Source organism: Lysinibacillus sp. FJAT-14745, assembly GCF_001275675.1.
In the GTDB taxonomy this organism is placed as follows: Bacteria; Bacillota; Bacilli; order Bacillales_A; family Planococcaceae; genus Lysinibacillus.
In genome coordinates this window covers 193,556-218,937 of sequence record NZ_LITM01000009.1, presented here as the reverse complement: position 1 = coordinate 218,937, position 25,382 = coordinate 193,556, and the positions used below count along the sequence as shown (strand labels likewise).

23 protein-coding genes, 1 other RNA gene, 1 pseudogene and 1 other annotated feature are annotated in these 25,382 nt (G+C 37.7%); of the genes and pseudogenes, 23 read left to right on the top strand and 2 right to left on the bottom strand.

The window, feature by feature from the left end:
* Together AMS59_RS16270 and AMS59_RS26395 are read left to right on the top strand one after the other, a co-directional pair.
* Positions 1–777 (top strand): PhzF family phenazine biosynthesis protein (locus AMS59_RS16270; RefSeq protein ID WP_156304711.1); only part of this gene is annotated, 777 nt, incomplete at its 5' end.
* A gap of 475 nt (positions 778–1,252) precedes the next feature.
* Positions 1,253–1,447: pseudogene (locus AMS59_RS26395) on the top strand (MFS transporter); the annotation flags it as partial.
* 148 nt (positions 1,448–1,595) lie between these two features.
* Here AMS59_RS26395 and AMS59_RS25370 read toward each other — a convergent pair.
* A complete protein-coding gene (locus tag AMS59_RS25370; protein ID WP_156304696.1) occupies positions 1,596–1,838 on the bottom strand; it encodes a hypothetical protein in 243 nt (80 codons plus the stop codon).
* A 218-nt stretch (positions 1,839–2,056) separates the two neighbouring features.
* Here AMS59_RS25370 and AMS59_RS16260 point away from each other — a divergent pair, with 218 nt between their 5' ends.
* The 5 genes from AMS59_RS16260 (at position 2,057) to AMS59_RS16240 (ending at position 7,301) form a co-directional block, all read left to right on the top strand.
* On the top strand, positions 2,057–3,148 hold the full coding sequence (locus AMS59_RS16260) for a carbohydrate kinase (RefSeq protein WP_053484787.1): 1,092 nt from the start codon (positions 2,057–2,059) through the stop codon (positions 3,146–3,148).
* Between the two features lie 4 nt (positions 3,149–3,152).
* Positions 3,153–4,067, top strand: a complete 915-nt coding sequence (locus AMS59_RS16255; RefSeq protein ID WP_053484786.1) for a pseudouridine-5'-phosphate glycosidase — start codon at positions 3,153–3,155, stop codon at positions 4,065–4,067.
* Between the two features lie 212 nt (positions 4,068–4,279).
* Positions 4,280–6,475 carry a bifunctional (p)ppGpp synthetase/guanosine-3',5'-bis(diphosphate) 3'-pyrophosphohydrolase gene (locus AMS59_RS16250; RefSeq protein ID WP_053484785.1) on the top strand — a complete coding sequence of 732 codons (2,196 nt, stop codon included), beginning with the start codon at positions 4,280–4,282 and terminating at the stop codon, positions 6,473–6,475.
* A 96-nt stretch (positions 6,476–6,571) separates the two neighbouring features.
* Positions 6,572–7,012: a D-aminoacyl-tRNA deacylase gene (gene dtd / locus AMS59_RS16245; protein ID WP_053484784.1), complete on the top strand. Its 441-nt coding sequence runs from the start codon at positions 6,572–6,574 to the stop codon at positions 7,010–7,012.
* A gap of 73 nt (positions 7,013–7,085) precedes the next feature.
* Complete coding sequence (locus AMS59_RS16240) at positions 7,086–7,301, top strand: DUF2642 domain-containing protein (RefSeq protein WP_053484783.1); 216 nt, start codon at positions 7,086–7,088, stop codon at positions 7,299–7,301.
* A 279-nt stretch (positions 7,302–7,580) separates the two neighbouring features.
* On the opposite strand, the gene AMS59_RS16235 is transcribed toward AMS59_RS16240, so the two are convergent.
* Positions 7,581–9,170, bottom strand: a complete 1,590-nt coding sequence (locus AMS59_RS16235) for an N-acetylmuramoyl-L-alanine amidase (RefSeq protein ID WP_053484782.1) — start codon at positions 9,168–9,170, stop codon at positions 7,581–7,583.
* A gap of 162 nt (positions 9,171–9,332) precedes the next feature.
* Positions 9,333–9,574 (top strand) — a binding site (T-box leader).
* Between the two features lie 94 nt (positions 9,575–9,668).
* On the opposite strand from AMS59_RS16235, the gene hisS reads away from it, so the two are divergent.
* From hisS to AMS59_RS16160, 16 genes are all read left to right on the top strand, one after another.
* Positions 9,669–10,934: a histidine--tRNA ligase gene (hisS, locus tag AMS59_RS16230; RefSeq protein ID WP_053484781.1), complete on the top strand. Its 1,266-nt coding sequence runs from the start codon at positions 9,669–9,671 to the stop codon at positions 10,932–10,934.
* A gap of 232 nt (positions 10,935–11,166) precedes the next feature.
* Complete coding sequence (gene aspS, locus AMS59_RS16225; protein WP_053484780.1) at positions 11,167–12,936, top strand: aspartate--tRNA ligase; 1,770 nt, start codon at positions 11,167–11,169, stop codon at positions 12,934–12,936.
* A 138-nt stretch (positions 12,937–13,074) separates the two neighbouring features.
* Positions 13,075–13,274, top strand: a non-coding RNA gene (ssrS, locus tag AMS59_RS24415) — 6S RNA.
* Positions 13,275–13,743: 469 nt separating this feature from the next.
* Entirely contained in the window at positions 13,744–14,901 is a 1,158-nt protein-coding gene (gene nagA, locus AMS59_RS16220; protein WP_053484779.1) for an N-acetylglucosamine-6-phosphate deacetylase, read from the top strand.
* Positions 14,902–14,932: 31 nt separating this feature from the next.
* Entirely contained in the window at positions 14,933–15,655 is a 723-nt protein-coding gene (locus AMS59_RS16215) for a GntR family transcriptional regulator (RefSeq protein WP_053485108.1), read from the top strand.
* Positions 15,656–15,659: 4 nt separating this feature from the next.
* Positions 15,660–16,379, top strand: a complete 720-nt coding sequence (locus AMS59_RS16210; protein ID WP_053485107.1) for a sugar isomerase domain-containing protein — start codon at positions 15,660–15,662, stop codon at positions 16,377–16,379.
* Positions 16,380–16,396: 17 nt separating this feature from the next.
* Positions 16,397–16,666: an HPr family phosphocarrier protein gene (locus AMS59_RS16205; RefSeq protein ID WP_053484778.1), complete on the top strand. Its 270-nt coding sequence runs from the start codon at positions 16,397–16,399 to the stop codon at positions 16,664–16,666.
* A gap of 111 nt (positions 16,667–16,777) precedes the next feature.
* Complete coding sequence (eis, locus tag AMS59_RS16200) at positions 16,778–17,953, top strand: enhanced intracellular survival protein Eis (RefSeq protein WP_053484777.1); 1,176 nt, start codon at positions 16,778–16,780, stop codon at positions 17,951–17,953.
* Between the two features lie 284 nt (positions 17,954–18,237).
* Positions 18,238–18,549: a PTS sugar transporter subunit IIB gene (locus AMS59_RS16195; RefSeq protein ID WP_053484776.1), complete on the top strand. Its 312-nt coding sequence runs from the start codon at positions 18,238–18,240 to the stop codon at positions 18,547–18,549.
* Positions 18,550–18,562: 13 nt separating this feature from the next.
* Positions 18,563–18,883, top strand: a complete 321-nt coding sequence (locus AMS59_RS16190) for a PTS lactose/cellobiose transporter subunit IIA (protein ID WP_053484775.1) — start codon at positions 18,563–18,565, stop codon at positions 18,881–18,883.
* 45 nt (positions 18,884–18,928) lie between these two features.
* Positions 18,929–20,257 carry a PTS sugar transporter subunit IIC gene (locus AMS59_RS16185; RefSeq protein ID WP_053484774.1) on the top strand — a complete coding sequence of 443 codons (1,329 nt, stop codon included), beginning with the start codon at positions 18,929–18,931 and terminating at the stop codon, positions 20,255–20,257.
* 25 nt (positions 20,258–20,282) lie between these two features.
* Positions 20,283–21,365 carry a DUF871 domain-containing protein gene (locus AMS59_RS16180; RefSeq protein WP_053484773.1) on the top strand — a complete coding sequence of 361 codons (1,083 nt, stop codon included), beginning with the start codon at positions 20,283–20,285 and terminating at the stop codon, positions 21,363–21,365.
* Positions 21,366–21,490: 125 nt separating this feature from the next.
* Positions 21,491–22,465, top strand: a complete 975-nt coding sequence (locus AMS59_RS16175) for an N-acetylglucosamine kinase (protein ID WP_053484772.1) — start codon at positions 21,491–21,493, stop codon at positions 22,463–22,465.
* A 424-nt stretch (positions 22,466–22,889) separates the two neighbouring features.
* Complete coding sequence (locus AMS59_RS16170) at positions 22,890–23,651, top strand: ThiF family adenylyltransferase (protein ID WP_053484771.1); 762 nt, start codon at positions 22,890–22,892, stop codon at positions 23,649–23,651.
* 353 nt (positions 23,652–24,004) lie between these two features.
* Entirely contained in the window at positions 24,005–24,394 is a 390-nt protein-coding gene (locus AMS59_RS16165) for a hypothetical protein (RefSeq protein WP_234007826.1), read from the top strand.
* A gap of 172 nt (positions 24,395–24,566) precedes the next feature.
* The gene (locus tag AMS59_RS16160; protein WP_234007825.1) at positions 24,567–25,127 is read left to right on the top strand and encodes a hypothetical protein; all 561 of its coding nucleotides are present in this window, start codon (positions 24,567–24,569) and stop codon (positions 25,125–25,127) included.
* Positions 25,128–25,382 lie beyond the last annotated feature (255 nt).

Sequence of the window (25,382 nt, the reverse complement as noted above, 5' to 3'; positions counted from 1 at the left end):
GTACTCTCAACTCTAGCGGATACAGATGTTTTTTTGTATTCTTTTTTAGCAAGAACAGATTTTGGTGTTGAGCCTAAAAATTTTGACATAAAGTTTTTTACACCGACGGCACAGGTTGACCTTTGTGGACATGCTACTATTGCATCCTTCAAGGCATTATTAGACAGTTGTACTATTGAAGATAATAATACATATTTTATGAAAACACTCGCTGGCACACTTGCTGTTGAAGTGAATCAATCATTTATTATGATGGAGCAAGCTGAACCTCGGTTAGGAAAAATATTCGATGATTATGATAGTTTGTCAAGCCTTTTCAAAATTGATAAAAGCCAAATAGGAGATAAAACTTTTAATTTAGTGCCTCAAGCTGCAAGTACAGGTCTTTGGGATATAATGCTTCCATTAAAAACAAAGGATGATTTGTATGCTTTAAATCCTGATTTTAAAGCACTTGCTGAATATACAAAGATCAATAAAGTGGGGGGCGTTCATGCATTTACGCTCGACACAAAAGAAGGGATAGCAGAGAGTAGAAACTTTTGCCCACTCTACGGTATTGATGAGGAAGCCGCAACAGGTACTTCGAATGGGGCATTAACTTATTATCTTTTTCATAACCACATACTAAATGAATTTGATCAAGAGTACTCGTTCCTTCAAGGGCATAGTATGGGTAGACCTTCTAACATCATTACAAAATTAATAAATAAAAATAATCCAAGAGTTAAGGTAGGTGGGAAAGCAATTATCTTGTCAAAAGGGGAACTATGCTAGGATAGATTTCTTACCATATTATTAAACAGAAAATATTTATAACAGCAACTGTTCATGCTGTTACTATGTTTTTACATATTTTCACTATGTAGTAGAGTAACATATCAAAAAATACACGCTAAATGAAGTGGTGATCTTCGTTCCAACTGGGTGACTCCTTGGGGGGTAGCAACAATGTTTTATCTGTGCGAAAGCGAAGCGTCAGCAACAATGTTTTATCTGTGCGAAAGCGAAGCGTCAGCAACAAAAGCGGTTCATCGGACGCCCCCGGGAAAGCGGCCAGCCAGAACGGAAATCAACCCCAAGTTTTGAGAATCCATTTTGAACAATCATTTTTCAAAATGGATTCTTTTGTTTAGGTCCGTTTATTTCTTCTTCATCATAAGATTGAATTATTTTTTGCATAGTTTTCAATGTTTCGTAAAAATCATTGTATTTTTCTGAGCCAATATTATTAATAATTCTTTCTTGGATATCTTGCATTATTTATGGATGGATATTCGCATCACATCAAGCAGGAGCTGCAGTTGCTGACTATGGCGGTGGTCCCATCTATAAGTTTTTCAATTTATATACTTGGGCCTTTTTCCTTGCAGGGATGTTCTGTGCATTGGCAAGCTTATTTGTCATCATCGTGAAAAAACAAACACCCCATCAAGCCAATACTTGATAATTAGCTACTCGCTTTGCTTAGGGTGCGATTTTTGTTTGCTATCGTCGGTTCTCGAAGTTTTATCAGCGATTTTCATGTTGTTATCAGCGGTCGGCATTTTGGAGCATCGAGCCGTTCCTCCCATCTTGTTGTTGCTGCCGCTACGTTACACTACACTTTCGCACAGAAAACATTTGTCCAGCTTATGTTGGAATTCGCCGCTAAAAGTGTGAGTTGCGCCGCAAACCAAAGGAAGATCGCCGCTAAAACCTAAAATTGCGCCGCAAACCAAGCAAAGAACGCCGCAAAACCCTGAAATTGCGCCGCTATCGCTTTCACGCAAAAAAACATTTGTTGCTGTCGCTTCGCTTTCGCCAGATAGACCATAGAGCGAAGTGTAGCGGTTCATCGGACGCCCCCCAGTCGGAATGGAAATCAACCCTTCGTTTTGCCGAAGAGCCCCATACTTTATTTAACACGACACCTTAATTTCATTGAAGCAATAGTTATCGCAACAAAAAGTTGAAGCCAGTATCATATCGGTTTCAACTTTTTTTATTAAAAAATTTTTTGACATCAACCAAACAAAAGTTTATAATATAAACAAATATAACAAAAGGTGATGCTATGAATGAAAGAGAACAGGCGGTCCTTGCATTAATTCGCCAGAATCCGTTTATGTCTCAGCAAGAGATGGCAGATAAGATGAATCTGTCTCGACCAGTCCTTGCTAATTTAGTATCGAGCTTAACGAAGCAGGGGAAAATTGTAGGTCGTGCTTATATTTTGCCAGAGGAAAATGAAATTATTTGTATCGGTGGAGCTAATCTTGACCGAAAATTTCATGTAAAGGGGAATGTCCAGTTCGGTACATCCAATCCTGTTAGCTCTTCATTTAGTGTAGGTGGTGTTGGGCGAAACATTGCTGAAAACTTAGGCAGATTAAATCATCAAGTAACATTGCTGACTACTGCTGGCAAAGATGCTGATTGGCAAGTGATCCAAGAAGCTTCAGAGCCATTTATGAATTTACGTTATGTAGAGCAGTTACCTGACGCTTCGACGGGTTCCTATACTGCGATTATGGATGAGCAGGGTGAGCTAGCACTAGCAGTAGCAAATATGGAAGTATATGATCTTTTATTGCCAAGTTTGCTAAAAAAACATGAGGCAATGTTGATGAATGCGGGCTGCTTTATTATGGACTTAAACTGTCCAAAGGAAACAGTGGCTTACATACAGCAGGTTGCGATTGCTCGTGACATTCCATTTGTCATTGTACCGGTATCTTCACCAAAAATGAATCGATTACCGGATACGTTGCAAGGTGTGACGTGGTTTATTTGTAACACAGATGAAGCAGAGATGATTGTAGGTCATAAAATCGAAAACTCTGCGCATTATGAAAAGGCTTTACAGCAACTTCTTATATTAGGTGCTGAACATGTAATTATTACAGCGGGTAGCAAGGGTGTGTATGCAGCTTCAACTACAACTATACCAAGTCATTTCTCAGCGAAAGTTATAGAAAAAATTGAAGATGTAACCGGTGCCGGAGACGCCTTTGTCAGTGCTGTAATCCATGGCTGGCTTACTGGGCAATCCTTTGCAACATGTATTGATGCAGGCTTAACGAATGCCAAAAATACACTTGCATCCCCATATACAGTAAGACCTGAGCTATCAGTTGATTTGTTAAACAGTGAAATGGAGGAATAACAACATGAAAGAATTCATCGTATTATCAGAAGAAGTAAAAGCAGGACAAGCAAAAGGCCTACCAATCGTAGCATTAGAATCAACAATTATTTCTCACGGAATGCCATATCCACAAAATGTACAAACAGCACGTGAAGTAGAACAAATAGTTCGTGATAATGGTGCAGTACCAGCAACTATTGCATTAATCGATGGTAAAATCAAAATTGGTTTATCAGATGAAGAACTTGAAATGTTTGGTAATGCACAAGGTGTAGCAAAAGCATCTCGTCGTGACTTAGGCTATCTTTTAGCAACAAAAAAATTAGGAGCGACAACTGTAGCTGCAACGATGATTTGTGCGGAGCTAGCTGGTATTGAAATTTTTGTAACTGGCGGTATCGGTGGCGTACACCGTGGTGCTGAAACAACAATGGATGTGTCAGCAGATTTAGAAGAATTAGCGCAAACAAATGTTGCTGTAATTTGTGCGGGTGCTAAGTCTATTTTAGATATTGGTTTAACTTTAGAATATCTTGAAACAAAAGGTGTACCAGTCGTTGGTTTCGGTACTGATGAACTACCAGCATTCTATACACGTCAAAGCGGTTTTGATGTAAACTTCAAGATTGATACACCAGAAGAAGTGGCAGAAATGCTACGTGCAAAATGGCAATTAGGCTTAAAAGGTGGAGCTGTCATTGCTAACCCAATTCCAGAGTCTGAAGCACTTGAGAATTCATTCATTACAGGAATCATTGAAAAAGCTCTTGTAGAAGCAGAAGAAAACGGTATTAACGGTAAAAATGTGACACCATTCTTACTTGGAAAAGTGAAAGAATTAACAGAAGGTAAAAGCCTTGATGCCAATATTGCATTAGTGAAACATAATGCAGTAGTTGGTACAAAAATTGCTGTAGCGTATAATAAATTAAGCTAAGCAACTAGGATACGAGAAGAGAGACTCTTTGCGAAATATTACATTCGCAAAGGGTCTTTTTATTCATTATGGAGAATATTTTTACCATTTTTCACATTGTTCACGAGAATAACTAAACAAAATGACACAGTTACTTTACAATAGCCCATAATATTTTATACAATTAAGTTTATATCTAATCTGAAAAATTTGACGAGCAAGGTGGACATGTTATGGCGAAAGAGCAAATTTTGACTCCCGAGGACGTTTTTGAGTTAGTCAAATCCTACATGAATGATGAAAATGTCGCATTCGTGAAAAAAGCATATGAATTAGCAAGGGATGCCCATATTGAGCAATTCCGAAGCTCAGGTGAACCGTATATTATTCACCCTGTGCAAGTAGCTGGTATTTTAGCTGAATTACAAATGGATCCTGAAACAGTTGCGGCTGGTTTTTTACATGATGTTGTCGAGGATACGGATTTTACGCGCGACGATTTGGTTCGTGAATTCGGCGAAGAGGTTGCGATGCTTGTAGACGGTGTAACAAAACTGGGGAAAATTAAATATTTATCGAAAGAAGCGCAACAAGCAGAAAATCATCGAAAAATGTTTGTAGCTATGGCCCAGGATATTCGTGTCATTTTGATTAAACTGGCAGACCGCCTTCATAATATGCGCACGTTAAAGCATTTACCAGCAGAAAAACAACGCCGTATTTCTAAAGAAACGCTTGAAATTTTTGCACCACTTGCGCATCGTCTTGGGATTTCGACTGTTAAATGGGAGCTTGAGGATACAGCACTTCGTTATTTAAATCCACAGCAATATTATCGCATTGTCAGTCTTATGAAGAAAAAACGTGATGAGCGTGAAGCATATTTAGACAATGTAATGGCTGAGATGAAGTCACAGCTTACAGAGGTTGAAATTGAAGCAGATATTTATGGTCGTCCAAAACATATTTACAGTATTTATCGTAAGATGGTGTTACAAAAGAAACAATTCAACGAGATTTATGATTTATTAGCCATTCGTGTACTTGTCGATAGTATTAAAGATTGCTATGCCGTACTTGGGATTGTGCATACATTATGGAAGCCGATGCCTGGCCGTTTTAAAGATTATATTGCGATGCCAAAACAAAACCTATATCAATCACTGCATACAACAGTAATTGGTCCTTATGGTGACCCATTAGAAGTCCAAATTCGTACGAAGGAAATGCATAAAATTGCCGAGTACGGGATTGCAGCACATTGGGCGTATAAGGAAGGTAAAAAAGTTGATAATGAAAAACAAAATGTCGACCAAAAATTAACGTGGTTCCGAGAAATTTTAGAATTCCAAAACGAATCATCTAATGCTGAAGAATTTATGGAATCGTTAAAGTTTGATTTATTCTCTGATATGGTCTATGTCTTCACACCTGAAGGGGATGTCATTGAATTACCAGCAGGCTCTGTACCAATCGACTTCGCATACCGTGTGCATTCAGAAGTTGGAAATCGTACAATTGGCGCGAAAATCAATGGTAAAATGGTACCGCTTGATACACCGTTAAAAACGGGAGATATTATTGAAATTTTAACTTCTAAGCAATCATTTGGTCCGAGTCGCGATTGGCTGAAAATAGCTCAATCCTCACAGGCGAAAAATAAAATAAAGCAGTTTTTCAAGCGTCATCTTCGTGAGGAAAATATCATCAAAGGTAAAGAGATGATAGAGAAGGAAATCCGTGCACAAGATTTTGATGTAAAAGAAACAATGTCAGCGGAAAACTTGAAGCGTGTGTGTGAAAAATTTAACTATACAAATGAAGAAGATGTATATGCAGCTGTGGGCGTGAATGGAATTACAGCTCAGCAAGTTGTTAATCGTCTAGCGGAAAAACGTCGCAAAGAACGTGAACAGGAAGAAGCGCTTGAGAAAATTGAACAAAAAATGAAAAACCCTATTCCACAAAAACGTACGGAATCGGGCGTTATCGTAAAAGATATCGACAATATGCTTATTCGACTTTCACGTTGCTGTACGCCAGTTCCTGGAGATGAAATTGTAGGCTTCATTACGAAAGGTAGAGGTGTTTCAGTGCACCGTGCAGACTGTCCAAATATTCAAGTTGATGATGAGCAGGAGCGTTTAATAGAAGTAGAGTGGGAACACGGACTTACTCCAGAGAGAAAAGAATACCCTGTCGATATTGAAGTTTCAGCTTTCGATCGACCAGGCATTTTAAATGAAATCATGCAAATTGTTAGCGAAACGAAAACGAATATTTTAGCAGTGAGTGGTCGTGCAGATCGCGATAAAATGGCAACGATTCATTTAACGATATCAATTTCAAATATTTCACATTTGCATAAAGTAGTGGAACGTATTAAGCAAACACCTGATATATATTCAGTGCAACGTGTTATTAACTAGTTGACTTCTAATGGCTGATTGGGCAGTAGCAACATTGTTATGTACCGAAAATGGTTCTTCTGGTGCATACAAATAGGAGAATTGAGGTTTTAAAGAATGAAAGTAGTTTTACAGCGTAGTAAAGCAGCCTCTGTTACGGTTGACGGAAAAGTAACGGGAGCTATTGATAGTGGCTATGTTCTTCTAGTTGGCATTACACACGAGGACACGCAAGAGGATGTTGAATATTTAGCAAAAAAAGTAGCTAATCTCCGCCTTTGGGAAGATGCTGATGGAAAAATGAATCATTCCATTTTAGAGCAAGGAGGGGCTATTCTATCCGTCTCGCAATTTACATTGTATGGGGATGCAAAAAAGGGGAATCGTCCAAGTTTTACAAGAGCAGCAAGACCAGAAGTTGCGGAACCGTTATGGGAGGCTTTTAATAATGCCTTACGTGAACACGATTTACATGTGGAGACAGGAATATTTGGTGCAATGATGGATGTTGCATTTACAAACGATGGCCCGATTACAATACTTCTTGAGTCCAAATAAATGGTACATTTCCTACGATTCCTTCATACATTAAATAGTATGGTTAGTTTTGTAGGAAGGAAGTGCATGAAAGATGACGCAAGCAGGAAGCATATCAAATCCATATTTATACGAAACTCTTAACATGATGATTGGTCAGGCAATTGTAGTGCAAACGAGGGAAAATATCCAGCAAGGAAAATTAATCTCTGTATTACCAGATGATATCGTAGTAGAGGTTAACCATACACCTTTTTTCATTCGTATGAAGGAAATTGTATGGGTTACGTTAGCAACGAGGAAAAAATAAACGCATAAAGGATCTCTATACTCATGTATTGTGAGTTGGAGGCCTTTTTTCGTTTTAGCATGTGTATAGTATTTGACAGTGAGTACTGAGGGGGAAACATCATAACTTAGGATTGATTTCATTTCAGTAACTTATAACTTCTATAACGAAAGAGTCATATAAAACAATCTCATAGTTGACTAGTAAAAATAAATAAGCTGCAAGGGAAGTACAATTCTACTTTCCTTTGCAGCTTATTTATTTATCCCACAATCTATTTTGCCGAGGCATAATTGATCTTTATTGATTTTTGTTAAAGTAATTTAAAATACCTTGGTAGATGCCGAGAGTAGCTTGTTCCCGGAATTTAGCGGTTGTAATAATACGTTCCTCACTACCATTACTTAAGTAGCCTAGCTCAATGAGTACAGCTTTTTGACGATTTTCTCGTAGAACTAAATAATTTCCTTGTTGAGTCCCGCGATCCTTTAAATCTATTTTTTTTGAGAGTCCATTATTTATTGCCTCTGCAAGACCTTGTTGATTACTGTTCATATAATATGCGGTGAAGCCATTAATGGAGCTATCGTCTGTTGCATCATAATGAATACTGATAAAAGCATCTGCCTCATTCTGGTGCGCAATTGATACACGTTTACGAAGTGCAACATATTCATCTGATTCTCTTGTCATAACAACAGTTGCTCCAGCAGCACTCAACTTTGAAGCAAGAAGAGATGCTGTTTTCAATGTAATTTCCTTCTCATCTGTTCCACGTTGTCCTGTAGTGCCGTGATCATTTCCACCATGTCCAGCATCTACGACAATAGTTAGTCCATTTAAAGTGCCTTTTTTGCGTGGTTCAGATTTTTCTTCTTTTGTCGTAGTAGCATCTTTGCTGGACGAAGTAGTAGTAACGACCCAGTTCGCCACAAATGCAGTTTTGTCATCTACTTGTATTTCGTAAAAGTCATTTTTAGCGCCTACAATCGGGTAGGTTTCACCAGCATCTACACGTGCAACAACATCAGCAGTTGTTGTTGCATCAGTCCGCAGGTTAGTCCCATTATAAATGATTGTGACAGATTCAAGCTCTGAGGAAGAAGAAGATTTTGATGTCGTATTTTCTATATTTGAAAAAGTGCCATAAAAGCTATAAACCCAGCCTGCTTTTTTATCGTTATATTGAATTTGTACCCAGTTATGCTCTTGAGACAGCACTTTAAAGGCTTGTCCTTTTGAAACCGTTCCTATTTTTTTGGTATTTAAGTCTGGCTTTTGGCGCACATTAAGTGCATCTACTAAAACTGTAAATGTTGTATCTTTGTTGACTTTTTTTGTGGAAACTTCAACTTTAGGTTCATCAGTCTCATCTTCAGCTTTAGCTTTTTTTTCAGGTAGGTCATTGATTGTGACATAGTCAGTAGATACCCAACCTACTAGTCCGTTCCAATCTATTTTCGCCCATTCGCCATTTTTTTCAATAAGTTTTGCTTGGTTGCCTATTGATAATTGTCCAAGAACTGCAGAAGATACGTCAGGCTCAGTACGGATATTTAGACGATCGACCTGTGAAATCAAGGTTTTATCAATCGTTTGTGTAGTGTTTATTGAAGCTGTTAGCCAGGATGCTACCCAACCTTCGTAATCGCCTGCTTTTACTTGAATCCAATCGCCTTCACGGCTAATAGAGGTTAACGAATCACCCTCATCTAATATCGTAATGATTGGATAAGATAGTCCAGGTCCCTCACGTAAATGAAGAATCGTTCCAGTTACTTTTAAATCACTGGTGTCGGCTAGTGCTCGTTGAATATTATTCATGCTTGGAATTGCAATCATTAGCACTAGTACGAAGATGATATTAATATTTAAAAGTTTTGTCCTCATCAGATTCCTCCTATCTTGTGCTATTTTACCATGCTTTTGTAATAGAATTCGTGGGAAAAAGGTAATGGAATTTGTAATTTTAACGAATGTATTGTAAAAAAAACAAAAACAGTTGACATTGCCTTTTGTTGTGACTAACATAAAGGGTAATCAAAAAATGATTAATCGCTTATGACCAAGCAAGTAGCATATACCTCTATTGGAGAAGAGAGGGAAAGACCTAGGCTGAAATCTTTCCTACAAAAATGTATTTCGTGAACAACACTTGAGAGGCTTTTTTCTGAAAAGTAATACTTAGTAGGAAAAAACGGAATCGGCCGTTATCCGATCAGGAGGAGGACGCATGTATTTGATGCGTCAACTAGGGTGGAACCGCGGAAGCTTATACAGCTCTCGTCCCTTGCATTATGCAGGGGGCGAGGGCTTTTTTTATGGACTAAAAAATGTGAGAAGTCCAGAAGAGCTTGCTCATAAGCAATTTATAAAGGAGGTTTTTATATGAGTTTTAAAGTGCCACGAGGGACACAAGATATTTTGCCGGGTCAATCCGAAAAATGGCAAAAGATAGAAGCGGTTATCCGTGATATCTGTCGTGTCTATCGCTACAATGAAATTCGCACACCAATTTTTGAGCAAACAGATTTATTTGCACGTGGTGTCGGTGAAACAACAGATGTTGTTCAAAAGGAAATGTATACATTTGAAGATCGCGGTGGCCGTTCGTTAACATTACGTCCGGAAAATACAGCTGGAGTAGTTCGCGCTTATGTTGAGCATAAAATGTTTGGTGCACCTGATCAACCAGTAAAGCTTTCATATTTAGGACCAATGTTCCGTTATGAACGTCAACAAGCAGGGCGCTATCGTCAATTTGTTCAATTTGGAGTAGAAGCAATTGGTTCAGCTGATCCAGCTATTGATGCGGAAGTTATTGCACTAGCAATGGATGTCTATGAATCAGCAGGTTTAAAGGATTTAAAATTAGTTATTAATTCACTGGGCGATAAAGAAACACGTGATACCCACCGTACAGCACTGCTACAACACTTCGAACCACATATTCATGAGTTTTGTTCGGATTGCCAAAATCGATTGCAAAAAAATCCACTGCGCATTTTGGACTGTAAGGTAGACCGCGAGCACCCATTAATGCAATCTGCACCGGCATTAACTGATTTCCTAACAGAGGAGTCAGCAGCATATTTCGCTCAAGTTAAAACGTATTTAGATACACTGGGAATTTCGTATGAGGTCGATCCAAATCTTGTAAGGGGCCTTGATTACTACAATCATACGACATTTGAAATTATGTCAACGGCTTCTGGCTTTGGAGCCATTACTACACTTTGTGGTGGGGGTCGCTATCATGGCCTTGTGCAAGAAATTGGTGGACCAGAAGTACCGGGTATCGGTTTCGCATTAAGTATTGAGCGTCTGTTGCTTGCACTTGAAGCTGAAGGTGTTGAATTAGACACAGCATCAGGACTCGATGTCTATATGATCGCTATGGGCGAAGAAGCGAAACTAAAAACAGTAGAATTAACAAGTACCTTCCGTGCTAAGGGCATTTCTGCAGAGATGGATTATTTAGATCGTAAAATGAAAGCTCAAATGAAATCAGCAGACCGTTTAGGTGCGAAATATACGATTGTTTTAGGCGAAACGGAACTTGAAGAGCAAGTAGCTACTGTTAAACATATGGAATCTGGTGAACAACAAAAAGTTGCGTTCTCAGAATTAGTGAACTACCTATTAAAACAATAAGCGAATCTGTTAAAACAAAAATCGTTTATAGATCAATACAGGTTCATCTAATGAACTGCTAATTTTCCTTGGCATCCATTCACTACTTAGTAGGAACTGTATGCTACATAAGTAAAATAAACGGTTCATCAACGAAAGTTGGGGATGACATTTAGTGAAAATGTATGTCATGTGGATAAATCAACCCTAAGTTATGGTGATGAGCTAAATAAATTTTGGAGGAATTAAATAAATGGCAACAAGAACACATGCTAGTAATGAACTTTCAGAAGCATTAAAAGGCGAAAAAGTCGTATTAAAAGGTTGGGTACAACGTCGTCGTGACCTAGGCGGTTTAATTTTCATTGATTTACGTGACCGTACTGGAATTACACAAGTTGTCTTTAGCCCTGATGTTGCAGAAGCACACGCACTAGCTGATAAAGTGCGTAGTGAGTACGTAATCGAAGTGGAAGGGACAGTTATTCTTCGTGCAGAAGATCAAATTAACCCAAATGTACCAAACGGTAAAATTGAAGTAGAAGCGACAAAATTAATCGTCATTAATACGGCAAAAACAACACCATTCCAAATCGAAGATCGCACTGACGTATCTGAAGATTTACGTTTAAAATATCGTTATCTTGACCTACGTCGTCCTGTTATGTTTGATACATTCAAAATGCGTTCAGACGTTACTCGTACAATTCGAAACTTCTTACAAAATGAAGGCTTTTTAGAAGTAGAGACGCCAATTTTAACAAAATCATCTCCAGAAGGAGCTCGTGACTATTTAGTGCCATCACGTGTTCATGAAGGTGAATTTTATGCATTGCCACAATCACCACAGCTATTTAAGCAATTATTAATGGTGTCTGGTTTCGAAAAATACTTCCAAATCGCACGTTGCTTCCGTGATGAAGACTTACGTGCTGACCGTCAACCAGAGTTTACACAAGTTGACATTGAAACAAGCTTTTTAACACAAGAAGAAATTATTGAAATGAACGAACGCTTAATCCAAGCAGTTATGGAAGAAGTAAAAGGCATTGATATCCCTGCTCCATTCCAACGTATGAAATATCAAGAAGCAATGGATCGTTACGGCTCAGATAAACCTGATGTACGTTTCGGCTTAGAGCTAGTCGCTTTAAATGATATTTTTGATGGCTGTAATTTCAAAGTGTTTGCTGATACAGTAGCACAAGGTAAGCAAGTAAAGAGTATCAATATTAAAGGTGCAGCAGATAAATACTCTCGTAAAGACATGGACGAGCTAACAAAATTCGTTGGTATTTATGGAGCAAAAGGTCTTGCTTGGTTAAAAGTAACAGAAGAAGGCTTAAACGGACCGATTGCAAAATTCTTTGACGATGCTTTAGCTGCTGCATTAATCGAACGTATGAAAGCTGAAGTGGGCGATATTTTAGTATTCGTAGCTGATAAAGCTTCTGTTGTAGCAGCATCTCTAGGTGCACTTCGTACGAAATTAGGCCAAGACTTAGGTTTAATAGATGAATCACAATTTGCATTCCTATGGATTACAGATTGGCCATTATTAGAGTACTCTGAAGAAGATGGTCGCTACAAAGCAGCACACCATCCATTCACACGTCCATTTGAAGAAGATATTCAGTTAATGGAAACTGATCCATCAGCTGTTCGTGCACAAGCATACGATATCGTATTAAACGGTTATGAGCTTGGTGGAGGTTCATTACGTATTTATGAGCGTGAATTACAAGAAAAAATGTTTAATTTACTTGGTTTCACAGAAGAAGAAGCAAGAGCTCAATTTGGCTACTTATTAGAAGCATTTGAATACGGTGTACCACCACATGGAGGTCTTGCATTTGGTCTTGACCGCTTCGTAATGCTACTTGCTGGCCGCACTAACTTACGCGACACAATTGCATTCCCGAAAACAGCAAGTGCTAGTTGCTTAATGACAAACGCACCGAGTGAAGTGTCTCTAGAACAATTGAACGAGCTAAATTTAGCAATTAAAACATTTAAAAGATAATTAATACTACGAAATACCTGGATTCTCTAGCAAAATTTGTTGAGAATCTAGGTATTTTTTGCGTTTTCGCAAGAATGTAGATTTTTTTAAGAAAATAGTTTGAATTATCAGATAATAAATGTTATTATAACTGTAATACGAATCCTGAAGTGTTTGTTTAATTGCTAGCTCTACTTAACAGTTTTGACCGAACACATTAGAATCGGGAGCCTTCATTTTGTAGTCGCAAACAAGCCCCATGCGGAGCGGGACGTTTAAAGCTGCAAAGCAGGCACCCCCCTGCGAATTGCGGGTTCAAAACGAATGTTTCTTGGCATAACGGCACAATCGGGATTCGTCATACATAGTAAATAAGCACAAAGAGGAGCATAAAATTAGCTCCTTTTTTAGTGCAAGTAAATGATTATTCAAAAAGACAACCGCACAAGCAAGACTTATAATAGAACAAATTTGTTAATTGCAGAGGAGAACTGATAATGATCCTTGGCTTAAAAAAGAAAAATTGTGCCATATGATAACGAATGGAAAAATGAATTTAGACGAGTTCGTTCCGAGATTATAGAAATGGGCGACTCTTTGGAGATTAGCAATAAGTACCTGTTGCCCTGACGCCCCCAAGAAAGCGCTCAGCCGGAACGGAAATCAACTTCACGTTATGGTGATAAATCTAAAAAATTTAGAAAATATAAAAAATACTTTTTGTTTTTGTAAAAGTGTCATATAATTGGTATAGACAACTATACCGAATTAAATGATAGCTTGTTAACTTCAGCAAAGCTCCTCAAAAAATGACTAGGGGGTGATCTATTGAAGAATACGCTTTTAATTTCCAATGTTACGATAGTCAATCATGATGAAGAACTGTTTCAGGGCGACGTATTCATTGATAATGGTAGGATTATTAAAATAAGTCATACCTTATCTAATCAGGCTGAGCATTATATAGATGGCACAGATAAAAATTGGTACCTGCTACCTGGCTATATTGATATGCACATACATGGCTCTGCTGGGCATGATGTGATGGATGCTACACAATTAGCATTACATCAAATGGCACGTTCTTTAGTACAAGAAGGCGTTACGGGCTTCCTTGCTACTACAATGACGCAATCTATAGAAGCAATTGAAAGCGTTTTAGCCAACGTTGCTCAATTTGAAAATAATGATGATGAGGCAAGCTTATTAGGGATACATGTAGAGGGGCCATATGTATCGAAAAAACGGGCAGGAGCTCAGCCGATAGAATACATTATTTTACCGTCTACTGAGCAATTTACATCCTGGCAGAACATAAGTAAGCAACGCATTAAACAAGTCACAATTGCACCTGAGGTAGAGGGAGGCTTGACGTTTATTGAATCGTTAAAAGATTTAAATGTTATTGCTTCCATTGGCCATTCTGACGCCTCAATTGAGGAAGTGGATAAGGCAGTAGCATTGGGCGTAAGGCAGGCTACACATTTATATAACCAAATGCGCCCTTTCCATCATCGCCAACCAGGTGTCGTTGGTGCAGTGTTATTAGAAGATCAGGTGAAGACTGAAATTATAGCTGATTTCGTGCATAGCCATCCACAGGCTGTAAAGCTAGCGTATCGTATGAAAGGAGCGAAGGGGATTATCTTAATTACCGATGCGATGCGGGCAAAAGGCTTACATTATGGTGATTATGATTTAGGTGGTCAAACCGTTCATGTTTCTAAGGATGGGGCTCATTTATCTAATGGGGCTTTAGCGGGCAGTGTGCTAACGATGGAGCAGGCAGTAAAAAATATGAAAGCAGTTACCGATTGCTCCTTGCAGGAAATTGTCGCAATGTCCTCTACGAATGCTGCTAAGCAATTACAGCTTGCAACTAAAGGTTGTATTGCAGAAGGCTATGATGCAGATTTTGTATTACTAGATGAAAATTTAAATGTACAAAAAACTATTTGTCGGGGTAAAGTTGTATTTGAGAAGTGAAAGTAAAGAGGCGATAAGGATGGTGCAACACTTGTTAGATAAAAATTCTCATATACCTATCTATATACAAATAGAAGAAATCATTAAACAACGGATTTATTTAGAAGAATACAAAATCGGAGAAAATATACCTTCTGAGCGAGAGCTTTCTACGCAGTTTGATGTTAGTAGAATGACTGTCCGTCAATCAATCACAAATTTAGTCAATAGCGGTTTGCTGTATCGTGAAAAAGGGAAAGGTACATATGTCGCTAATCCAAAATTAGAACAACCGCTAAAGGGATTAACAAGTTTTACAGAGGATATGCGGGCTAGAGGAATGGAACCAAGCAGTAAAGTGTTACGCTTTGAAAAAATCGTACCACCAGTTGATATTGCTGGAGATTTAATGTTAAAGCCGGGCGAAGAGGTATTCTTCGTTGTACGGATTCGTAGTGCAGATTCCAAGCCAATGGCAATCGAAAGAACATATATTCCAGTAAAAGTATATCCAGAATTAGATGAAAAGAAAATAATGGGGTCATTGTATGCGTTAATTGAAGCAAAATTCCATCAAAAAATTGGAAATGCTATTCAGCAAATGGAGGCAGCTATTGTTCCAAAAGAAGATAGTAAATTTTTGCAAATTAATCATACTGCACCAGTATTAATTATTAAACGTACAAGTTATTTATCTGATGGAGTTCCATTTGAGCTTGTGCGAAGTACTTATCGAGCTGATCGATACAAATTCATTAGTGAAATTAAAAGGTGATTCTATGGATGCATATTTTCTAGAAATTCAAAAGCTAATGCAGGCTGTGAAGGAGCAAGAATATGCCCAAATAAAAGAAGCCGCACAATTAATTGTACAAAGGCTTCAACGCGGGGGAATTGTCCAATTATTTGGTTGCGGCCATTCTCATCTTTTAGCACAGGACGGTTTTTATCGTGCGGGAGGGCTTGTACCTGTACGTCCGATCATTATAGAACCTTTAACATTACACGCAGGAGCAATGACATCATCTGAAAATGAGAAGGACCCGACTATCATTGAACAGTATAAAGGTCATTTTGAATTTCATGAAAATGATGTTTGTATTGTTATTTCAACATCCGGGAGAAATCAAGCACCTATAGATGTAGCATTTTTAGCGAAAGAAGCAGGAGTGCTGGTCATGTCTCTGCAATCGCTTGCTTATTGTGAACAGCCGACTCGCCATCAAAGTGGACAGCGCTTAGAGGATGTAGTAGATATAGTGATCGATACGCATATACCAATAGGAGATGGTTTGCTGCACCACAATGAAATACAGTATGCACCATCTTCTACAGTTATTGGTTCAATTATTTTAAATGTATTATTCAGTGAAGTCATTGAGATCATGGCCATATCAGACGAAGTATTACCAGTTTTTAAAAGCAATAATGTTGACTCGGATTTGTCTCATAATGAGGCTATGATTGCCTATTATCAACATCGAATTAACTTTACATGACAAGTGGAGGGATATCTATGAAGAAAATATATAAAATAACAGCGCCGGAGGGACTACATGCTAGACCCGCTGCTTTACTTGTAACTGCAGTCACATCATTTGAGTGTGATGTTCTATTAACGTATAAAGAGAAATCGGTCAATTTAAAATCAATTATGGGTGTTATGGCACAAGGAGTAGCACCCGGAAGCATTGTGGAAATTTCAGCAGATGGGCCCGATGCTGAGAAGCTTTTACAAACAGTAACAGAAGTAATTGTTTCTAAAGGAATTGGAGAGGAATTCTAAAAATAAAAGGTATTGTTGTATCTCAGGGGTGAACTATAAAGATCCAAGGTAGGTATTAAGTTTATCTTGAATTGCAAGAATATTCAGTGTTGAGAGGGGGTGATTTTGCATATGGAAATAAAAATAATTCCACCAGAAGATTATAAGCAGGTACATCAATTAAGAGATTATTGTTTTCCTAATAAGTATACTGGTGCGCGGCGCGATGATTTTCATTATTGGGTTGAGCATAGCACAACATTGGGTGCTTATGATGAATATAAAGTAGTTGGACAGCTATTAATATTGCCACTTAATATGATAATTCATGGTGAAAATTATAATATGGGCGGAATTGGCTTTGTTGCAACCTATCCTGAATATCGGCAACAGGGAATTATTAAAAACCTTATGACAGAGGCACTTCAGAAAATGCGAGAGAATGGGCAAAGCATTTCTGTGTTAGCACCATTTTCTGTATCATTTTATCGTTACTTTGGCTGGGAATTATTTTTTGAGAAGCTATGTTATACCATTCCACAATTAATGTTTCCTTCTTTCGGAAAACAGCTAGACGTAGTAAAGCGTATGAGCTTTGAATGGCCAGATCGAGATCTTTTTCAGGGGATTAAGGATTTTCATAATGCACAGGCACTTTTCCATAATGGAAGTATGCTACGAGATGATGCTTGGTGGAAAAGAATAGAGAGAAGGATGCCTGATAGTCATTTTGCGGTCTATTTTAAGGCTAATCAAATTGCAGGTTATATTCGTTATATCATTCAGGATGGAACGTTTGAGATTCATGATTTTATAGCTGAAGATTTACAAGCAGAACAAGCAATTTGGCGTTTTATAACATCTCATGCGGCAAGTGTAAGTAGCATTAAGGGAGTTACTGCTAACGACCATCCATTTGGCTTCTATTTTAAAGAACCACAGTTTAAAAAGGAAGTTGTTCAGGATGTGATGGTAAGAATAGTAGACGCTTTGAGGTTTATGCAGCATTATCCGTGGGGCGATATTCAGGAGCCGTTATATATTCAAATTGAAGATGCATTTTGTAGTTGGAATAAGCACGTATATAAAATAAATAAAAGTGGAGACGTCTCGATAATTGAGACAAATTCTATTCGAGAAATGCATATGTTAACATTACCAATTAATCTTTTCTCAGCGATGATGGTTGGCTATCTATCTGTAAAGGATGCGGTCATGTATGCAAATAAACAATTGGCTGAAGAGATAATTGATCGATGGCAGTTAGCGCTACCCTCTAATAAACCAGCCTTCTATGAATATTTTTAAGTATCGATGTCAGAGGATATGCACGTATTTTGTTCTAAAAATTTAAATTTTTTTGAACTTTTTTCTGGACTATACCAGTTAGGTGAATCCATTCAGTAGTCTGTAGCGGAGTTATAGCCCAATTTTTAAAGTCTTTTTATGAGGAAGGGAATGGTGTAAAAAGTATATTGTGGTATATACCAATAGGTGCTATTCTCAATTTAAGAAAGCGATTTCATAGTCGGGAATTACAAAAATTAAAGTTAGCTAGAAAGACGAACTTTATCATGAAAAGGAGTGTTTTGATGAAAAACATTATGCTAGTGTGCGTAGCGGGAATGAGTACTAGTTTGCTAGTGTCTAAGATGCAAAAAGCCGCACAAGAACTAAATATTGAGGCAGATATTTATGCAATTGCTGAAAGTGAGGTTGACAAAGTATTAGCTAATAAAATGGCGGATGTACTGCTACTGGGTCCACAAGTTCGTTACTTAAAAGGGACTTTTGAAAAAAAATACAAGGAAATGAATTTTCCAATTGATGTCATTAACATGATGGATTACGGCATGATGAATGGCGAAAAAGTTTTAAAGCAGGCGTTAACGTTGATTGGTTAAGGGGGCGACGACAATGGAAGAAACAGTTTTGATGGAATCCATTATGGGACTGATTGTGCACAGTGGTAATACGAAAAGTGAGTGTATGGAGGCTATCCAACTAGCAAAAAATGGGCAGATTCAGGAAGCAAAGGGAAAAATACAGTTAGCTAACGATTCATTGATTGAAGCGCATCATTCTCAGACGGCTTTACTGTCACAAGAGGCAAGGGGAGAAAAAGTAGAAGTGTCGATGCTGTTAATTCACGCACAGGATCATTTAATGAATGCCATTACCTTTCGCGATTTGGCAACGGAAATGATTGAATTGTATGAGCGATTTAATGGGGAGTAGCATCAAGCCTTGATGTCACAATAAAAAGCAAAGGGAGTGTGTGAAATGTTCCGTTTTTTAGAAGAAAAATTTGTGCCGGTTGCTGCTAGAGTAGGGAATCAGCGTCATTTAGTTGCCATTCGAGATGGATTTATTACGATTATGCCATTGACAATTGTTGGATCACTTGCGGTTCTTGTGAATAATTTGCCTATCAAATTCTATCAAAATGCGCTCGATGCCATCTGGAAGCATGAAACTTGGACACAGTGGGGCGGCAATGTTTGGGGAGCAACATTTGGAATCATCTCTCTGTTATTAGCTTTTACAATTTCTTACAATCTTGCGAAAAGTTACGACAAGGATGGACTTTCTGCCGGTGTAATTAGCTTTTCAACTTATTTGACGTTCGGTACCTTTGGTGAAGGTGGAATAACAGGGTTAACGACAGGTACAGGTGGTATATTTATTGCCATTATTATTGCGTTGCTGTCAACTGAAGTATTTTGTAAATTGACTGGCAATCCTAAGCTGTTAATTAAAATGCCGAATGGAGTACCACCGGCTGTTTCAAAATCTTTCGCCGCATTATTACCTGCTATTATTACAATTGGTTTATTTGCTCTAGTTCGTACAATTATTTCGGCAGGCTTTGATATTCCTGATATTGTCGGTTCATTCTACTCAGCCATTCAAGAGCCGTTTATGGGCTTAACGAATTCATGGATTGCGGCTTTACTTTTAGCATTCATTCCTACGTTTTTATGGACATTAGGTGTTCATGGTGCTAACATTATCGAACCATTTATGCAAACGATAAATTTACCAGCAATAGAAGCGAATGTAAAAGCAATTTCATCTGGGGAAGTAGCGCCATACATCGTCAATAAACCATTCTTTGATGCCTTCATCAATATGGGTGGTTCTGGTACGACAATAGCACTTATTATTGCTATTTTCATTATCGCTAGAAAAAATAAACAATATAATACTGTTGGAAAATTGTCGGCAGCACCAGGTCTTTTCAATATTAATGAACCATTACTTTTCGGCCTTCCAATCGTGTTAAACCCAGTGTTATTCGTACCGTTTATTTTGACACCAATGATTAACGTAACAATTGCATTCTTTGCAACAAAATGGGGGTTTGTGCCAGCAGCTACAGTTTCACCACCATGGACAACGCCACCGATTATTAATGGATTCTTAGCGACTCAATCTTGGCAAGGAGCTGTACTAAGTCTTGTTTTACTTATCGTCGCAGTGTGTATTTATTTACCGTTTATTTCAATGGCAAACCGTATGGCCAAGCAGAATGAACTACGAGCTGCTGAAGCAGAGTCTCAAAACGAACAGCATGTTACAGAATTAGAAAATCAAAAAGTAGAAGTGTAATTGTGAACTAACGGAGGTATTTGAATTGAGAAGATTAGGGATTTCACTATATCCTCAGCACAGTACTCTAGAAGATATGAAGCGGTATGTTCAGTTCGCTCATGACAATGGTTTTGATCGAATATTTACATGTCTTATGTCGTTGAAAAACGATCAGGAACGACAAAAATTACAGCAAATCAATAAATTTGCGCAGCAGCTTGGCTTTGAAATTTCAGCTGATATTGCACCAGCTGTTTTTGAAGATTTAGGCTTAACGTATAAAGATATTGGTTACTTTAAGGAGCATTATCATTTAGCGGCATTGCGCTTAGATATGGGTTTTTCTGGCCAGGAAGAAGCGTTTATGTCTCTCGATGCAAGTAATTTAAAAATAGAATTAAATATTAGTAACGGTACTAAATATGTAGAAAATATATTATCCTATCAAGCGAATAAAGATAATATTATTGGCTGTCATAATTTTTATCCGAGACGGTTCACAGGTCTATCACGGCAACATTTTTTACAAACATCTAGGCAATTTAAAGCAAATCATATTCGAACAGCAGCAATGATTTCATCACAGCATGCGATGTTTGGGCCTTGGGAAGAAACCGAGCATGGCTTGCCAACATTAGAAGAGCATCGTCATCTGCCAATCACTGTGCAAGCAAAGGATTTATGGCACACTGGTTTAATAGATGATTGTATTATCGGCAATATGTATGCTTCTGAGGAAGAAATACGTGCATTAGGCCAATTAAATCGCCATAAGCTAGAGCTGAAGGTTGAGCAGTCTGTTGAAACCTCTGTTTTAGAAGAAGCCATCCTTTTTAAGGAGCCGCATTTTAATCGTGGCGATGTTTCGGATTATGTCATCCGTAGTACGCAATCTCGTGTTAAATATAAAAATGGTGACTTCCCTCCACACGATAGTCATCCGTTAAAATTGGGAGATGTGACAATCGATAATAATTTAGATGTGCGTTATAAGGGTGAGCTACAAATTGTTTTAAAGGAAATGCCGAATGCCGGATCGACAAATGTTGTGGCAAGAGTTGTAGAAGAAGAGCAATTTTTATTAGCACATATTCAGCCTTGGGCATCATTTGGCTTTACGAAATGATTACAGAAGAAGGGATTAAGCCATTAGTTGAAAGTGCTTAATCCCTTTTTTATTCAGCAGATTTTTTTGTAGCGGAAGTGAAATGACGCTAAGTCGAAAATAACTTAGAAGAAAGGAGCAAAGATATGTATGTATTAGCGATTGATGGTGGCGGAACGAAAACGTCAGCAGTGATTTGTGATGAGCTGGGCAATATTTATGCCAAAGTAGTAACGACTCGGAGTAATCCTACAGCAATGGGTGTTCAATATTTTAAGTCAACGATTCATGATCTACTACAAAATTTACAACAACAAAATCCGCAAGTATTTGCAGCTATAGATAGCTGTTTTGCGGGCATGGCTGGGGTCAAGGAGCTAGAGGCAGAGGGGCTTGTAGAAGTAATATTGCGCCAATATATTCATAAATCAGCGGCTGTCGTCGTCGACAATGATGCTATAATAGCGCTCTATGCAGGCACACTAGGCAAAGAGGGTATTGTGCAAATTGCAGGGACAGGCGCTATTACAATGGGCTACAATCGTGAGCAACATTTTCATAGAGTAGGCGGCTGGGGTTATCTTTTTGATGATGAGGGTAGTGGCTATGATTTAGGTGTTCAAGTGCTGAAAGCTATTTTTCAAAGCTATGATGGACGAGGAGACCAAACAACTTTGACGGATGTAGTATTGCGTTATTTTTCTATGGAAAATGTACCACAATTAATTGAGTGTATATATGGAGAGGAGCATCCTCGGACAGTGATTGCACCATTAAGTAAATATGTTTTTGATGTGGCAGACAAAGGAGATCGTGTTGCAATTCAGATCATAGAGGATGCTTGTACGAAATATTATGTGGCGATTAAAGCATGTTACTCACATATGACTTGGGAGGAAGGGGACATACCTGTCGTATTAGTGGGTGGCGTTTTTAATAATAAAGCATATTTTGTATCGAAATTACAGCAATTTGCACAAGCTGACGAGATACCATTGCAATTTATGGTACCAATCTTACAACCAATCGGCGGGGCAGTAATTGCTGCTTTCAAGCAAAAAAACGTTCAGCTCGGCTCAGATTTTGTGGAATCTTTCACCAAAAATTATGACCAGGAATGAAAGTGATAAGACTAAAGGCAATTGGATTACGCTTTATTCAATTGCCTAAATAAACATATAGATTAATGGGCTCCATTTAAACTTTACATACTAAAAAAGTATTTGATTAGGAATACTTAATTTTTTTAGTTATAATTTTTACTTGATGAATATCGTGATAAAATGTAAGATAAGTTTGATTTTATCTTAGTATATAACTAGGTTTACTAATAAAGTAATCAGTGGGAGACTTTATCCACCGCTGATCACCAATCAGGTTTGTACAGGCAGTTTATCCTCCTAATTTCTTTTGAGGTGGGAGTCTTGTTGCTGACGCTTCGCTTTCGCACAGATAAAACATTTGTTGCTGACGCATCGCTTTCGGTATAGATAAATTACTGCCCGCTAAAGCAGGATCAAAATTCAATAGACGGAGAGTGTAAGGATGTTACATCAATTTTCACGTAATGAGCTCGCAATAGGAACAGAGGGACTCGAAAAATTAAAAAATACAACGGTAGCCATTCTTGGTGTAGGTGGTGTAGGTTCATTTGCTGCTGAGGCATGTGCACGAAGTGGTATTGGCCGCATTATTTTGGTGGATAAGGATAATGTAGATATTACGAATGTTAATCGTCAATTAGTTGCCTATCTTTCCACGGTCGGAAAATCTAAGTCAGGTGTTATGAAAGAGCGTATTGCTGATATTAATCCACAATGTGAAGTAATTGATATGCACATGTTTTACACGGAGGAAACATATGAGGAATTTTTTGCCCAAGGCATAGATTATGTCATTGATGCAAGTGATACAGTGATGTATAAAATTCATATTATGAAGGAATGTCTAAAGCGTAATATTCCAATGATATCTAGTATGGGTGCAGCCAATAAAATGGATCCAACCCGTTTCAAAATTGCAGATATTTCCAAAACGCACACAGACCCATTGGCTAAAGTAATTCGTACGAAATTACGTAAGGATGGTATTCATAAAGGAGTAACGGTTGTGTTCTCAGATGAGAGTCCTATCGTAGTTCGTCCAGATGTAGTGGAGCACGTCGGAAAACCGGATGCAGCTATCCGTAAAGCTAAAATGCCTCCATCTTCCAATGCCTTTGTTCCTTCAGTAGCAGGCTTAATTGCAGCAAGCTGGGTTGTGAATACAATCTTAAAAGATGTAAAAATTACACGTGTACAAGGTTAAAACAACTTTGAAAAATCTGTTATGTCGATAAATATAACAAGTTAGGCGATAAATCCAAAAAATTGGGTAATAAATTCAAAACTTTCATCGATAAATTAACAATATTTATCGATAAACTCAAATAGTTTCTCGATAAAAAAAAGCGGAACGAAAATCACCCTCAGTTATGGTGATGGTCCATCTTATGGAAGCGGCTGTCTCGATTGAAGACAGCTGCTTTTTCTATGTTACAATAGGAACATTACAAAAAAGGGGTCTACGATATTTATTAGGATATCTCTTCAATTTATGTTGAAGAGACGCATTATGACTCCTCCAACATTTGCTGTAGAACCTATAATAGGAGGCGTTTTATGATGGAGAAAATCTATCAAATGGAATATAGGGGCTTAAATCTATTCGATGAAATTAGCACAGTAGAATTAGCTATCGATGAAGAAGGGCAAACAATACACATTTTTGATGTTGGCCAGGTTGTTAGCCCTATTTTTAATTTTGATGTTTCAGCTTTCGAGCTATCAGATGGTTTTTACAAAATGGCGGATATACTTCGACATAAACATATATTGACAAATCAACAACCAGGTAGTGAACTAACGCTTAGTGAGTGGTTAATTACAAACACTGCCTATTTTTATATACCACAAAAAAGAATAAAAAAATATGCACAAGGAAGTATTATCGAAATTGTTGATCGAACGAAAGAGCACTCTTTATTTGATGATTATGTACAAAGAATATAATTCTACCAAAATCGTTCGTCTTACGTGTTCAAAAATGCTATTAATTCACTAAATTGCCTTATTTTTTTCATGTGCCCACCTCTTTATTTGGTTTATTGCTATAATTTTAATAAATCCAATAGATAATAAATCAGTTTGTTTGGAATGTGCAGGACTGCTTAGGGGAGTAGGAATGACGTTTAGAAAACAAATGACAACATCGGAGAGTGGTAAAATGGAAATTCAAGTAATTCGTGATCATTTAGACATTGTAAAGCTTCAAGAGAAAATGAATGATATTGTATTTGATTATTTGGATACATCTAATAATTATCCAAAGGCTATGAAAGGACTAAATCCTTTATATACACAAGCTACAACATTTTATAAAGAATATCTAAACAATAGTGCGGGTGAATTACCAAGTGCCAATACATATTGGCATTTGTTTATAGATTGTTGTGCAAAGCTTTGCTACTTTTTAGCGGCATCAACTTATTATTCATCCAATGAGTTACAAAAAACACCTGAAAAAGTTGAGCAATTATTAACGATTGCTGCCTATTCTTTACCTAGCATTGACCAAGAAGAGAATGAACAATTATTATCAGCAATTTTTGCACTTTATAGTGAAGTCGTAGGGGATGAAGAGAAAACAGTATCGCTACGAAATGCAGTCCTTGAACAAAAAGGTGCCGTCAAACAATGCTTGCAACAATTTAAAGTATTTGTTGATAATGAAATTACGAAATAATTTAGACGTGATTTATCATCACTTTCATAAAATAGAATAACAGTCTAGAGTCTGCTTACTTTTTGCGGTTGATCCACCAATCCTTACAACACTTTTTGTGAGAGGGATTGGGTTTCCAATTCTTAAAGTTTTGCAGATTTTTTTGTTAATGTTAAGAGATTAGTAGTTATAGTAGTGTTGAAATTTTGTTGTACGTAATTTTAAAAGGACTTTTTTCTTAAAAGGAATTTATAGATTTTTGTCGAAATATAGTTA